Origin of the sequence: Streptomyces fuscigenes, from assembly GCF_021556455.1 — a bacterium.
Taxonomy (GTDB): domain Bacteria; phylum Actinomycetota; class Actinomycetes; order Streptomycetales; family Streptomycetaceae; genus Streptomyces; species Streptomyces fuscigenes.
The window spans coordinates 1-12,623 of the sequence record NZ_JAKGCV010000141.1 but is presented as its reverse complement, the minus strand read 5'-3'; the positions used below and the strand labels follow the sequence as shown (position 1 = coordinate 12,623).

Sequence of the window (12,623 nt, the reverse complement as noted above, 5' to 3'; positions counted from 1 at the left end):
CCTGCGGGCGGCGCACCGCATCGCGGCCCGGACGGCGGGCGGGGACGGCGCGTCCCGCGGGCCGGGTGCGGGCGCCGGAGCCGGCGCCGCCGATACCGGTTCCGCAACGGTGCCGCTCGTCGCGGCATCCCAAACCGGTACGGATCCGGCAACCGGGGGCCGCACGAACGTGGCAGCCGGGGCTTGACGGACATATGGCGCGTTCGAGACGGGCATATCGCGCCGAGTCCCTGACTTTTATCGACAACGGCCGGATTGTGGTTCAAGGTTTGGCAGGCCCATGCCTGGCAGTCCGGAGCCGAGCAGGAGGAGCGCAGTGAGCAATCAGCAAGTGGTGGTGACGGGCTTCGGCGCCCTCACCCCTGTCGGCAACGACCGGGAGAGCACCTGGCAGGCGCTCCTCGCGGGCAAGTCGGGTGTCGCACCCATCACCCGGTTCAACGCCTCGGGCATGCCGACCGGCATCGCGGGCGAGGTCACCGGGTTCGACCCGGCCGAACTGCTGGACCGCAAGCGGGAGCGCCGCTCGGCACGCTTCTCCCAGCTCGCCATCGCCGCCGCCCGCGAGGCCGTCGAGGACGCCGGGCTGACGATCGGCGCCGACGGCGTCGAGTCGGGCCGTGTCGGCGTCGTCGTGAACAACGCGGTGGCCGGCATGGACGGCGTGGAGAACGCCGTGGACACCATGCACCTGGACCCGCGCAAGGTGAACCCGTACTTCGTCTCGTCCGTCATCCCGAACATGCCCGCGTGCGAGGTCGCCATCGACCTCGGCGTCAGGGGGCCGGTGACCGCCAGCGCCCTCGCGTGCGCCAGCGGCATCTACGCGCTGATCGAGGCGCGCCGGCTGATCCTCTCCGGCGAGGCCGACGTCGTGATCGCGGGCGGCACCGACTCGGCGATCACGCCGGTCATGTTCAGCGGCCTGTCCAACATGGGCGCGCTGTCCCGCCGCAACGACGACCCGACCCACGCGAGCCGCCCCTTCGACGCGGACCGCGACGGGTTCGTCTTCGGCGAGGGCGCGGTGGTGTGCGTGATGGAGTCGGCCGAGCACGCGAGGGCGCGCGGCGCGCGGGCGTACGCGGAGGTCGCGGGCGGCGCCCTGACCTCGGACGCCTTCCACGTCTCGGCCCCCGACCCGAGCGGCGAGGGCGCGATGGAGGCGATGCGCCTCGCGCTGCGGGCCTCCGGCACCGAGGCGGGCGACATCGACTACATCTGCGCGCACGGCACCAGCACCCGCATCAACGACCTGACGGAGACCCGCGCGATCCGCGAGGTCTACGGGTCGCATGCGTACGATCTGACGGTCAGCTCGCCCAAGTCCATGGTGGGCCACCTCATCGGCGCCGCGGGTTCGCTCTCCGCCATGGTGTGCGCGCTCGCCATCCGGGACGGCATCGTGCCGCCGACGATCAACCTGGACACGCCCGGCGAGGAGTGCGACCTCGACTACGTGCCGCACACGGCCCGGCAGACGGAGGTCCGGGCCGCCGCGGTCAACGCGTTCGGCTTCGGCGGCCAGAACTGCGTCGCCGTGCTGCGCGCGGTCTGATCCGCCGGGGCACGCCGAAGGCTCCTTGAGAGGACTGCATGATGAACAACCCGGACCCCGCCGAGGCACCCGGCTACGACCCGGCCGCCTACCGCGCCGTGTTCGAGAACCGCTTCACGTACTGGGCGGGCTTCGAGCGCAACACGCACCGCTACGCGCGCTCCAGCGCGATGCACGACCCCGCGTCCGGACGCACCTGGACGTACGCGGAGCTCGGCGAGGAGGTGGAGCGGCTGGCCGGCGGCCTCGCGGCGTCGGGGGTGCGGGCGGGCGACCTCGTCGCCTACCAGCTGTTCAACACCCCCGAGTTCGCGCTGCTGTACCTGGCGACGCAGCGCCTCGGCGCGGTGGGCTCACCGGTCAACTTCCGCCTCGCGCCCGGCGAGACGGCACACGTGCTCACGAGCGGCCGGCCGCGCGCGTTCGTCTACGACACGGCGGTCGCGGAGAACGCCGGCCAGGCGCTGGCGCTGGCCGGGCACCGCCCCGAGCTGGTCGTGCACGTGCCCTCCGGCGACCCCGCGCAGTCCCCGCTGCCCGGCTCGGTGGCCCTGGCGGACCTGGCAGCCCGCGGCGAGGGCCGCCCGGCCCTGCCGCCGCCCGCGGGCGGGATCTACGCGGAGACCACCCGCCTGTACACGTCGGGCACCACGGGCATGCCGAAGGGCGTCCCGCTGAACAACGCGACGGAGGTCCTCTCCGCGCACGACGTGATCATGCACTTCCCGCTCTCGCCCGAGGACCGCACGCTGAACATGACGCCGTGGTTCCACCGCGGCGGCCTGTACGCGGGCGGCCCGAACCCGGTGTTCTACATCGGCGGCGAGACGGTGCCCCTGCGCCACTTCGACGCCGACACCGTGCTCGACCTCGTCGAGGAGCGGGGCATCACGTTCCTGATCGGCGCCCCGACGAACCTGGAGCGCCTCGCGGACGCCCAGGAGTCCCGGGCGCGCGACCTGTCGTCGCTGCGCGGCATCGTGACCATGGGCGCGCCGCTGGACCGGGCCGCGTGCCTGCGCTACCAGCGCGTCCTCACGGAGCGCGTCTTCAACGGGTACGGCACGACCGAGGCGTTCTGGAACACGTTCCTGCGTCCGGCGGACCTGCCGGACCACGCGGGCAGCGCCGGCCGCGCCTCCACCGACGACGACGTGGCCGTCGTGAAGGTGTACGACCACGAGTCGGGCCGGCGGGCGGCGCCCGACGACCTCGCCGCCAAGGACGGCCAGGAGATCGGCGAGGTCATCGTCCGCTCCCCCAAGTCGGGTTACGGCTACACGAACCGCCCCGACGAGGAGGCGGCGAACTTCCGTGACGGCTGGCTGTACATCGGCGACCTCGCCACCTGGGACGCGGACGAGTACGTGACGATCGTCGGCCGCAGGGACGACATGATCCTCTCCGGCGGCGAGAACGTGCACCCGGTGCAGGTCGAGGAGGTGCTCGGCGAGCACCCGGGCATCGCCGACTCGGCCGTGGTCGGCCTGCCCGATCCCGAGTGGGGGCAGCTGGTGACGGCGTACGTGGTGCGCCGGGACCCGGCCCTGACGGTCGACGACTGCGAGAAGCACTGCCGCTCGCACCCGATGCTCGCCGCCTACAAGCGGCCGCGCGCCTACCGCTTCGTCGACGCGCTGCCGACGACGGCGACAGGCAAGAAGATCCACTACCAGCTGCGCGAGCAGGTGGCGGCGGACGCCGCGGCCGGGCTGATCGAGCGCGTCGGGCACTGAGCGCGGCGGGCACTGAGCGCGGCGCGCCCCCGGCGCGGACGGAGAGGGCCCGGCGGTTCGATGCCGCCGGGCCCCCTCCCCGCGCGGTCCGGCCCCGGCCGCGCGGGGCGCGTCAAGGACGCCACAGGCGCGCCCAGGGCGGGCGGGGGTGTCACCTCGCGCGCCGCCTCGGGCGGGAGCGTCACATCACGCGTGCCTTGGGCGGGGTGCTGCCGCTCGCGAGCGGGGAGCGGGCCAGTTCCACGCAGCCCGCCGCGATCAGTCCCAGGGCGATCAGCTGGGGCAGCAGCCACCAGCCGGTGCGCAGGGTCTCCCCGAACAGGGTCACGCCGTAGGTGATGCTGATCAGCGCGTCGCCGAGGGTCAGCATCGGCTGGGAGGCGACCAGCGAACCGGCCTGGAGGGCGTTCTGCAGCAGGAACAGCGCTCCCACGCCGGCCACCGCCGTCCCGTAGAGCTGCCACGACTCGAACAGCTTCACGATGCCGTCCCCGTCCCCGAGGCGCGCCACGGCGTCCTTCATGAGGGCGGCGGTCAGCGCGTAGCTGCACGCCGCGGCCAGGCCGAACAGGGCGGCCCGCGGGTTGCCCCGGGCGCGCTGGGCGAGGACGATGAGCACGGCCTCGAACAGGACCGTGCCGATCAGTGCCGGGATCCAGTCGAGGCCGGGGACCGTCTCGCTGCCGCCGCCGGGCGCCGCGCAGGCCATGCCGAGCGCGAGGCCGAAGGTGACGGCGGCGACTCCGTACCAGGCCGTGCGCGGGAGGCGGGAGCGGAAGACGTACCCCGCGATGAGCAGCGTCGAGGGCAGCTCGATCACGAAGATCGGCTGCACCACGGCGATCGGCCCGGTGGCCAGCGCCACCGCCTGGCAGACGGCCGCGACGATCACCATGCAGATGCCCGCCAGCCACACCTTCTTCGTGAGCAGGTGGCGGATGAGGGACAGGTGCAGGGCGTCGCTGTCGGGCACCGTCGCGGCGGCCCGGCGCTGGAGCACCGAGGCCGAGCCGTTGCTGATGGCCGTCAGCACGGCGAAGAGGACACTGATCACCGCACCATTTTGCGTGTTCATGGAACGGGGACCGAAACCAGGGCGCCTCTTCGCACGTCGCGCTCGTCCATACAGGCGTACGCACGGGCCTCCGCGACCGCCGTCGGCCGGGCGCCCGGCCCGGGCAGGTCCCCGCGGCGACCGGGCGGGCGGCGCGGGGGCGGCGCGGACGGGCGCACACCCGCGTGCGGACGGCACCGGACCGCCCGGGACGGGCCGTGCCGCGGGCGCCGTAGGCTTCCGGTGTGGTGCGCAGACACAGGACCCCAGCCTCCCCGCTGCCTCAGCGGGAGGGCGTGGACGCGGTGCGGGTGCGGCTGCCGGGCGACCCTGAGGGCCGCTGGGACACGGTGGCCGAGCACCTGGCGGGCCGCTACGGCCGCGCGGCGGGCGCCGGGCGTGTCGAGGCGATGGTCGCCGAGGGGCGCTTCGTGACCAGCGACGGGCGGGCCGTCACGCCCGCCACCCCGTACACGCCCGGCCTGTACGTGTTCTTCCACCGCGACCTGCCGCCCGAGGAGCCCCTGCTCTCCGGGGTGGACGTGGTCCACCGCGACGAGCGGATCGTCGTCGCGGACAAGCCGCACTTCCTCGCCACGACCCCGCGCGGCGGCCACGTCGCCCGCACCGCGGTGGCGCACCTTCGGCGCACGCTCGGCCTGCCCGCGCTCCAGCCCGCGCACCGGCTGGACCGGCTCACGGCCGGGCTGGTGCTGTTCGTGGTGCGCCCGGCCGACCGGGGCGCGTACCAGCGGCTGTTCGCCGAGCGGCGGGTGTCCAAGGAGTACGAGGCCGTCGCCGCGCACGACCCGGGGCTCGTGCTGCCCCGCACCGTGCGCAGCAGGATCGAGAAGGAGCGCGGGGTGCTGGCCGCCCACGAGGTGCCGGGCGCGGCGCCCAACAGCGAGACGCGGGTGGAGCAGGCCGTCCGCGGCGGCGGGCTCGGCGGCTACCGCCTCTTCCCGGCCACGGGCCGGACCCACCAACTGCGGGTGCACATGAACTCCCTCGGGCTCCCGCTGCTGTACGACCCGCTCTATCCGCTCGTCCTCGGGCAGACCCCCGACGATCCCGAGCGCCCGCTCCAACTACTGGCCAGAGCAATGGAGTTCACCGATCCGCTGACGGGCAGGGAGCACCGCTTCACGAGCGGGCTGCGGCTGGCCCGGTGGCCGGGGGCGTGAGGCCGCGGCGCCGCCTCCCGTACCGCCGGCCCTTTCCGCACCGGCAATCGGCTCCCTCGGGGCCGGGGCGTGTCACTGGTAGGTGCGCAGTTCGGGCCACACCGCGCCCCAGGGCCGGCGGGGTCCGGTGCAGACGTAGACGTGCCCGCCCCACTCGGTGTTGTGCACGCCGTACGGGTTGGAGAGTGCGGCGGCCACCCGGACGTGGCGGAAGTACCGGCTCAGGCGGGCGGCGTACCCGGGGGCACTGTCCGGTCCCGGGGCGATTGCCACCACCGTCGTCGCGCGGGGGTTGCCGGGCCCCCACCACCAGTCCGTGTTGTGGGAGCTGACGGCGGTGGGCAGCCCGGTGCCGCGGCCGAGTTCGTCGATCGCGCCCGCCTCGCCGTAGTCCGCCGTGAACACCACCGCGTGCGCGCGCTGCGCCGGGGGCAGTGCGGCCCACACCTTCCCCACCGTGGCGACGAGTTGGGGCCAGCCCAGGGTCTCCCCGGAGTTGGTGCTGATGCCGTACGTCCACGCGACGGCGGAGGGCGGCAGCACCGGCAGCACGATCACGCCGAGCAGCGCCGCCGACACCGCGGTCCCGGTCAGCAGGCCCGCGAGCCGGCGCCGGCCGGAGTGCAGCCACTCGTCGAGGTCCACCGCACCGGCCGCGAGCAGGCACACGTACAGCCCGCCCAGGTAGTACACCTGCGCCCCGGTCGTCACGGCGAACAGCACGAACAGCACTCCGTACGCGGTCACCAGGCAGCGCCACAGCGGGCGGCCCGACCGCCACAGGAAGCGCAGCCCGGCGAGCCACAGCACCGCCATCGCGAGGCAGGACATGCCGAATTGGCCGAAGACGAAGGTGAGGATGTTCGCCGGGCCGCCGTTCTCCGCGTTCAGTGCCCGCGTCATCGCGAACATCGCCCAGCCGTGCCGCTCCTGCCACCACAGGTCGGGCAGGACGAGGAGGACGGCCAGCACGGCGCCGGCGAGCAGCCGGCGGTCGACCACGGTCCTGCGCGCGGGTCCCAGCAGGACGCAGGCCACCAGGACCACACCGAAGGCGGCGGCCAGGTGGTTGAACTCCGCGCCGACGCCCACCAGGGCGCCCGCGGCGAGCCACCACCGCGTGTCGCCCGTGCGGCCGATGCGCACGACGACGAGCGCGATCGCCGCCCACGCCAGCATCTCGTACGACGTGGTGTTGGCGATGTGCGCGCCACCCAGCAGCACGGGCATGGTGCCGGTCGCGACCGCGGCGAGCAGCTGGACGCGCCGCGCGCCGCCCAACTCGCGTGCGGTCAGGCCGCCCACGACGACGGTGCCCGCCGCGGCCAGCGCCGGCCACAGCCGCAGCCCCGCCTCCGAGACCCCGAACAGCGACAGCGAGAGCCGGGCCAGCAGCGGTGCCAGCACCGGCTGGTCCACGTAGCCGGCCTGGAGGTGCCGGGCGCTGTCGAGGAAGTACAGCTCGTCGATGTGGAAGCCGTAGCGCGTCGAGAGCGCCATCAGCAGGGCGAGGACGGCCGCCGCGACGAGGAGGATCCGCCGGTCGAAGGGGGCGATCTCCGCGCCGCCCTCCGCCGCCGCGTCCCGGCCTCCGATCTCCCGGTCCGCCGCCTCCCGGCCGGTCGTCCCGGGGCCCGTCGCCTCCCCTGCCGCTCCGGCCTCACCCCTACCGTCCGCGTCGGCGGTCCGCCCGTGCCGCGTCCGTATCTCGTCCGCCATCCCCGTACCCCCCGGTCCCGGCCCTCCCTCGCCCGCGGTCGCGTGGTCGCTCGCGGCGGGGGCGGCCCGGGCGCTCCCGGGCTCCGGGCCGCTCGTACCCTACGGGCCCGGGACCGCGCACCGCGACGGGTTCGCGGCGGGTCGGACCGGCCGGTGGCCCCGGTCCGGGGCAGCCGGAACGGACCCGGGGACGGGGCACGGCAGGAACGGAGCGCGGGACCGGGGCGGCGCGGCGAGAAGCGGAGCGCGGGAGGAGCCGAGAGCAGGAGAGGCGGGGCGCGGGGCGTCGGAGGAGCGGCGGGCGGGGCGCGGGGCGTCGGAGGAGCGGCGGGCGGGGCGCTCCGGGCTGCGGGAGTGGGGGGCGGCTGCTCCGCCGGGCGGGGCCTGCCCCGGGCGGGCCCGCGGGTGACGAAGGCGCGGGCCCGCTCCGGGTGCCGGGAGACGGGGCGTGCCACACCCTTCCCGGCGGACAGGGCGCCACCGCGCGGGCCGGCCGCGGGGGAACGCGGTACCCCGGTCCCGACGGGGGAGGGACCGGGGCCCGGCGGCACGGCAGCGCCCTGTTGACTACTCAACGATCAAGGCGGCAACAGGTTACGTGCAGCAACCATCACTCTCGATATGCCGGGGCCGTGTCCGACACGTGGCGCCGTCCGCCGGGGATGTGCCGGACACGGTTTAGTGGCCGCGCGCGATCCACTCCTCCAGATGGGGTGCCTCCGCGCCGATCGTGGTGGAGTCGCCGTGTCCGGTGCGCACGACCGTCTCCGGGGGCAGCGTCAGCAGGCGGCTGCGCACCGAGTCCACGATCGTCGGGAAGTCGGAGAACGACCGGCCGGTCGCGCCGGGGCCGCCCTGGAAGAGGGTGTCGCCGGTGAAGACCGTGCCGAGGTCGGCGGCGTACAGGCACACCGCGCCGGGCGCGTGGCCCGGCGTGTGCAGCACCGTGAGGTCGGTGCCGGCGACGGTGATCGTCTGACCGTCCGCCAGCGTCCCGTCGGGTGCTTCGTCGGGGTGGGCCAGCTTCCACAGCGGCAGGTCGTCCGGGTGCAGCAGCACCGGCGCGCCGGTGGCGGCGCTGAGCGCGGGGGCCGCGCCGACGTGGTCGTCGTGCGCGTGGGTGCACACCACGGCCCGCAGGGTGCGGCCGCCGAGGGCCCGGGTGATCGCCGCGGCGTCGTGGGCCGCGTCGATCACGATCGCCTCGGTGTCGTCGCCGACGATCCAGACGTTGTTGTCGACGTCCCAGGTCCCGCCGTCCAGCGAGAACGTACCGGACGTGACCAGGTGGTCGATGCGGGCGGCCATCAGAACTCCACCACCGAACGCAGGACGTCTCCCTCGTGCATGCGGGCGAACGCGGCCTCCACGTCGCCGAGTCCGATCGTCTCGGTCACGAACGCGCCGAGGTCGATGCGGCCCTGCCGGTGCAGGTCGATCAGCATCGGGAAGTCACGGGACGGGAGGCAGTCCCCGTACCAGGAGGACTTGAGCGCGCCGCCCCGGCCGAACACGTCCAGCAGCGGCAGCTCGATCTTCATCTCGGGCGTCGGTACGCCGACGAGCACGACCGTGCCGGCCAAGTCGCGTGCATAGAAGGCCTGTTCGTACGTCTCGGGGCGGCCGACCGCCTCGATGACGACGTCGGCGCCGAAACCGCCGGTCAGCTCCCGGATCGCCTCCACGGCGTCCTTGGCACGGGAGTTGACCGTGTGGGTGGCGCCGATCTCGGCGGCCTTCGCGAGCTTGCGGTCGTCGATGTCGACGGCGATCACCTTCGCGGCGCCCGCCAGCCGCGCCCCGAGCACCGCCGCGTCGCCGACCCCGCCGCAGCCGATCACCGCGACCGAGTCGCCGCGGCCGACCGCACCCGTGTTGATGGACGCGCCGATGCCCGCCATCACACCGCAGCCGAGCAGCCCCGCAACCGCGGGCGAGACCTCGGGGTCGACCTTGGTGCACTGCCCGGCGGCGACGAGCGTCTTCTCCGCGAACGCGCCGATGCCGAGCGCCGGCGTGAGTTCGGTGCCGTCCTCCAGGGTCATCTTCTGCTTCGCGTTGTGGGTGTTGAAGCAGTACCAGGGGCGGCCGCGCAGGCACGCGCGGCACTGGCCGCACACGGCGCGCCAGTTCAGCACCACGAAGTCGCCGGGGGCGACCTCGGTGACGCCCTCGCCCACCGACTCCACGACGCCCGCGGCCTCGTGGCCGAGCAGGAAGGGGAAGTCGTCGTTGATCCCGCCCTGCTTGTAGTGCAGGTCCGTGTGGCACACGCCGCACGCCTGGACCTTCACCACCGCCTCCCCCGGGCCCGGGTCGGGCACGAGGACCGTCTCGATCCGCACAGGCTCGTTCTTCCCCGGTGCCACCACACCCCGCACCCGCTGCGCCATGCCAGGACCTGCCTTTCCTCACCGCTTCACACCGCCACCGGGCCGGCGGCGGGACGATCTCGTGCAGGGACGAGTATGGCGCGCCGGGCGCGGGCTCATGGAGCCAGGACGTCGAGTTCCTCCAGGGCGCCGACGGTGATCTGCCGGGTCAGCTCCTGCGCCCGCTCCGCGCGGCCCTCCCGCACGGCCTCGGCGACCTGGACGTGCAGGGTGACGGCGGCCGGGTCGGGGTCCTCGAACATGACCTGGTGGTGCGTGCGCCCGGCGAGGATCTCCGCGACGACGTCGCCGAGGCGGGCGAACATCTCGTTGCCGGACGCGCTCAGCACGATGCGGTGGAAGGCGATGTCGTGGACCAGGTACTCCTCGAGCCGCCGGCCGCGCGAGGTGGCGACCATGCCGAGGGCGCGCTCGGTGAGGGCCGCGCACTGCTCGGGCGTCGCGTTGCGGGCCGCGAGGCCGGCGGCCACCGGCTCCACGGCGGAGCGCAGGACCGTCAACGAACGCAGTTGGCGCGGCCGGTCGGCGCCCGCGAGGCGCCAGCGGATGACGCGCGGGTCGTAGACGTTCCACTCGTCGGCGGGCCGCACGGTGACGCCGACGCGGCGGCGGGAGGCGACGAGGTGCATGGACTCCAGGACGCGGACGACCTCCCGCACGACCGTGCGGGACACGTCGAAACGCTGCGCCACCTCGTCCGTGCGGACGACGGAGCCCTGGGCGTACTCGCCGGCGGTGACGGCGAGGCCGAGGGCGTCCAGGACGCGGCTGTGCTGACCTCGGCCTTCTTCGCTCATGGACCCAGCTTACGGTGCGTACCCCGCGTCTCACGCGAAAAAATAAGTACTACGTTTACATCACACACTCTTGATTACGTCATACCTAGTGGGGTTCAGTGACGCGACACGACGTTGCCGACGAAGACAGCGAGGCAGGCATGCACGGCCACGGCCACGGCTCCCATGTAGTGGTGGTGATGGGCGTCTCGGGCACCGGCAAGACCACGATCGGTCCCCTGGTGGCCGACGCGCTCGGCGTCCCGTACGCGGAGGGCGACGCGTTCCACCCGCCGCGGAACATCGCCAAGATGACGGCCGGGCACCCCCTCGACGACGAGGACCGCTGGCCCTGGCTCGACGCCATCGGCCGCTGGGCGCACGAGCGGGCCGGCTACGGGGGCGTGGTCAGCTCCTCGGCCCTCAAGCGCGCCTACCGCGACCGGCTGCGGGCCGCGGCCCCCGGCGTGGTCTTCCTGCATCTCACGGGCGACCGCGAGCTGATCGGGAGGCGCATGGCGGAGCGCAAGGGCCACTTCATGCCGTCCACGCTGCTCGACTCGCAGTTCGCCACCCTCCAGCCCCTGGCGGAGGACGAGCGGGGCGTCGCCGTCGACGTGTCCGGTTCCCCCCATGAAATAGCCGAAAGGGCGGTAGCCGCGCTGCGCGCGCTGCCCGGGATGTAGAAGGAAGCACCCATGACCGGTCTCAATGTCGAGATGCTGGCTGCCGCCGACCCGCCGCTGATCTCCTCCGCGGGCGACGCGCAACTGGGGATAGCCGTCCTGGTCGGCATAGCCGTCCTCGTCGTGCTCATCACCGTCTTCAAGCTGCACGCGTTCCTCGCGCTGACGATCGGCTCGCTGGCCCTCGGCGCCACCGCGTCCGCGCCGCTGGACAAGGTGATCACCAGCTTCACCACCGGCCTCGGCGCCACCGTGGCGAGCGTCGGCGTGCTGATCGCGCTCGGGTCGATGCTGGGCAAGCTGCTCGCGGACTCCGGGGGCGCCGACCAGATCGTCGACACGATCCTCGCCAAGGCGGGCCGCAAGACGATGCCCTGGGCGATGGTGCTGATCGCCGCCATCGTCGCCCTGCCGCTGTTCTTCGAGATCGGTCTCGTCCTGCTGATCCCGGTGGTGCTGCTGGTCGCCAAGCGCGGCAACTTCTCCGCCATCCGCATCGGCATCCCCGCCCTCGCGGGCCTGTCGGCCATGCACGGCCTGATCCCCCCGCACCCGGGCCCGCTCGCCGCGATCAGCGCCATCCACGCGAACCTGGGCGTGACGCTGGCGCTCGGCCTCGTCGTCGCGGTGCCCACCGTGATCATCGGCGGCCCGCTGTTCTCGAAGTACGCGGCCCGCTGGGTCGACGTCACGCCGCCCGAGAGCATGATCCCCGAGCGGCCCTCCGACGCGCTGGACCGGCGCCCCAACTTCGCCGCCACCGTGGGCACCATGCTCCTGCCGGTCGTGCTGATGCTCGCCAAGGCCCTCGTGGACATCGTCGTCGACGACCCGGCCAACACCGGCCAGCGCGTCGCCGACGTCATCGGCAACCCGCTGATCGCGCTGCTGCTCGCCGTCATCGTCGGGCTGTTCACGCTGGGCCGCGCGGCCGGCTTCGGCAGGCAGAAGCTGTCGGTGATCCTGGAGGAGTCCCTCGCCCCGATCGCGGGCGTCATGCTGATCGTCGCCGCGGGCGGCGGCTTCAAGCAGGTCCTCGTCGACGCGGGTGTGGGCCAGATGATCCTCGACGTGACCAAGGACTGGTCGATCCCGTCCCTGCTGCTGGCCTGGCTGATCGCGGTCGCCATCCGCATCGCCACCGGCTCCGCGACGGTCGCCACGATCTCGGCCGCCGGCCTGGTGGGCCCCCTCTCGCAGGGCATGTCCACCACGCACGTGTCCCTGATGGTGCTGGCGGTCGGCGCCGGCTCGCTGTTCTTCAGCCACGTCAACGACGCCGGATTCTGGCTGGTGAAGGGCTACTTCGGAATGGACGTGGGCCAGACCGTGAAGACCTGGTCGGTGATGGAGGGCATCCTGTCCGTGGTCGGACTGGGCTGCGTGCTGCTGCTCTCACTGGTGGTCTAGGGCACGCGCCCCCGCCCTCGCGGTGGTCGCGCACGCCGCGACACCGCACCACCGCACCGCGCCCGGAGGGGCGGCGCCCGGCCGGCGCCGCCCCTCCGCCGCGTCCG

Annotated in this window: 10 protein-coding genes; 5 read left to right on the top strand and 5 right to left on the bottom strand. The window is 73.8% G+C overall.

The genetic code is table 11. The features are described 5' to 3' along the window. Positions 1-316 precede the first annotated feature (316 nt). Both fabF and L1885_RS14020 read left to right on the top strand, forming a co-directional pair. Positions 317-1,558 carry a beta-ketoacyl-ACP synthase II gene (fabF, locus tag L1885_RS14025; RefSeq protein WP_372481943.1) on the top strand — a complete coding sequence of 414 codons (1,242 nt, stop codon included), beginning with the start codon at positions 317-319 and terminating at the stop codon, positions 1,556-1,558. 38 nt (positions 1,559-1,596) lie between these two features. Beyond that, entirely contained in the window at positions 1,597-3,294 is a 1,698-nt protein-coding gene (locus L1885_RS14020; protein ID WP_235797424.1) for a class I adenylate-forming enzyme family protein, read from the top strand. A gap of 181 nt (positions 3,295-3,475) precedes the next feature. Here the strand turns inward: L1885_RS14020 and L1885_RS14015 are convergent, their stop codons facing one another. Further along, the gene (locus L1885_RS14015) at positions 3,476-4,348 is read right to left on the bottom strand and encodes a DMT family transporter (RefSeq protein ID WP_235797423.1); all 873 of its coding nucleotides are present in this window, start codon (positions 4,346-4,348) and stop codon (positions 3,476-3,478) included. 245 nt (positions 4,349-4,593) lie between these two features. Between L1885_RS14015 and L1885_RS14010 the strand changes: the two genes are divergently transcribed. Then, a complete protein-coding gene (locus L1885_RS14010) occupies positions 4,594-5,532 on the top strand; it encodes a pseudouridine synthase (protein WP_235797422.1) in 939 nt (312 codons plus the stop codon). Between the two features lie 72 nt (positions 5,533-5,604). Here L1885_RS14010 and L1885_RS14005 read toward each other — a convergent pair whose 3' ends face one another. The 4 genes from L1885_RS14005 to L1885_RS13990 form a co-directional block, all read right to left on the bottom strand. Beyond that, positions 5,605-7,251, bottom strand: coding sequence for an ArnT family glycosyltransferase (locus L1885_RS14005; RefSeq protein WP_235797421.1), 1,647 nt, complete (start codon positions 7,249-7,251; stop codon positions 5,605-5,607). Between the two features lie 678 nt (positions 7,252-7,929). After that, positions 7,930-8,559: an MBL fold metallo-hydrolase gene (locus L1885_RS14000; RefSeq protein ID WP_235797420.1), complete on the bottom strand. Its 630-nt coding sequence runs from the start codon at positions 8,557-8,559 to the stop codon at positions 7,930-7,932. After that, entirely contained in the window at positions 8,559-9,644 is a 1,086-nt protein-coding gene (locus tag L1885_RS13995) for an S-(hydroxymethyl)mycothiol dehydrogenase (RefSeq protein WP_235797419.1), read from the bottom strand. Before L1885_RS13995 ends, L1885_RS14000 begins: the two co-directional genes overlap by 1 nt. 95 nt (positions 9,645-9,739) lie before the next feature. Beyond that, positions 9,740-10,441: a FadR/GntR family transcriptional regulator gene (locus L1885_RS13990; RefSeq protein WP_235797418.1), complete on the bottom strand. Its 702-nt coding sequence runs from the start codon at positions 10,439-10,441 to the stop codon at positions 9,740-9,742. Positions 10,442-10,581: 140 nt separating this feature from the next. Between L1885_RS13990 and L1885_RS13985 the strand changes: the two genes are divergently transcribed. Together L1885_RS13985 and L1885_RS13980 are read left to right on the top strand one after the other, a co-directional pair. Further along, positions 10,582-11,106: a gluconokinase gene (locus L1885_RS13985; RefSeq protein ID WP_235797425.1), complete on the top strand. Its 525-nt coding sequence runs from the start codon at positions 10,582-10,584 to the stop codon at positions 11,104-11,106. A 12-nt stretch (positions 11,107-11,118) separates the two neighbouring features. Next, positions 11,119-12,516: a GntP family permease gene (locus L1885_RS13980; protein WP_235797417.1), complete on the top strand. Its 1,398-nt coding sequence runs from the start codon at positions 11,119-11,121 to the stop codon at positions 12,514-12,516. The last annotated feature ends 107 nt before the right edge of the window (positions 12,517-12,623 follow it).

Bases quoted from the DNA above. Each gene is read 5' to 3' on its own strand.
- L1885_RS14020 (WP_235797424.1), top strand. From the start codon at position 1,597: ATGATGAACAACCCGGACCCCGCCGAGGCACCCGGCTACGACCCGGCC.
- L1885_RS14005 (WP_235797421.1), bottom strand. From the start codon at position 7,251: ATGGCGGACGAGATACGGACGCGGCACGGGCGGACCGCCGACGCGGAC.
- L1885_RS14000 (WP_235797420.1), bottom strand. From the start codon at position 8,559: ATGGCCGCCCGCATCGACCACCTGGTCACGTCCGGTACGTTCTCGCTG.
- L1885_RS13995 (WP_235797419.1), bottom strand. From the start codon at position 9,644: ATGGCGCAGCGGGTGCGGGGTGTGGTGGCACCGGGGAAGAACGAGCCT.
- L1885_RS13990 (WP_235797418.1), bottom strand. From the start codon at position 10,441: ATGAGCGAAGAAGGCCGAGGTCAGCACAGCCGCGTCCTGGACGCCCTC.
- L1885_RS13985 (WP_235797425.1), top strand. From the start codon at position 10,582: ATGCACGGCCACGGCCACGGCTCCCATGTAGTGGTGGTGATGGGCGTC.
- L1885_RS13980 (WP_235797417.1), top strand. From the start codon at position 11,119: ATGACCGGTCTCAATGTCGAGATGCTGGCTGCCGCCGACCCGCCGCTG.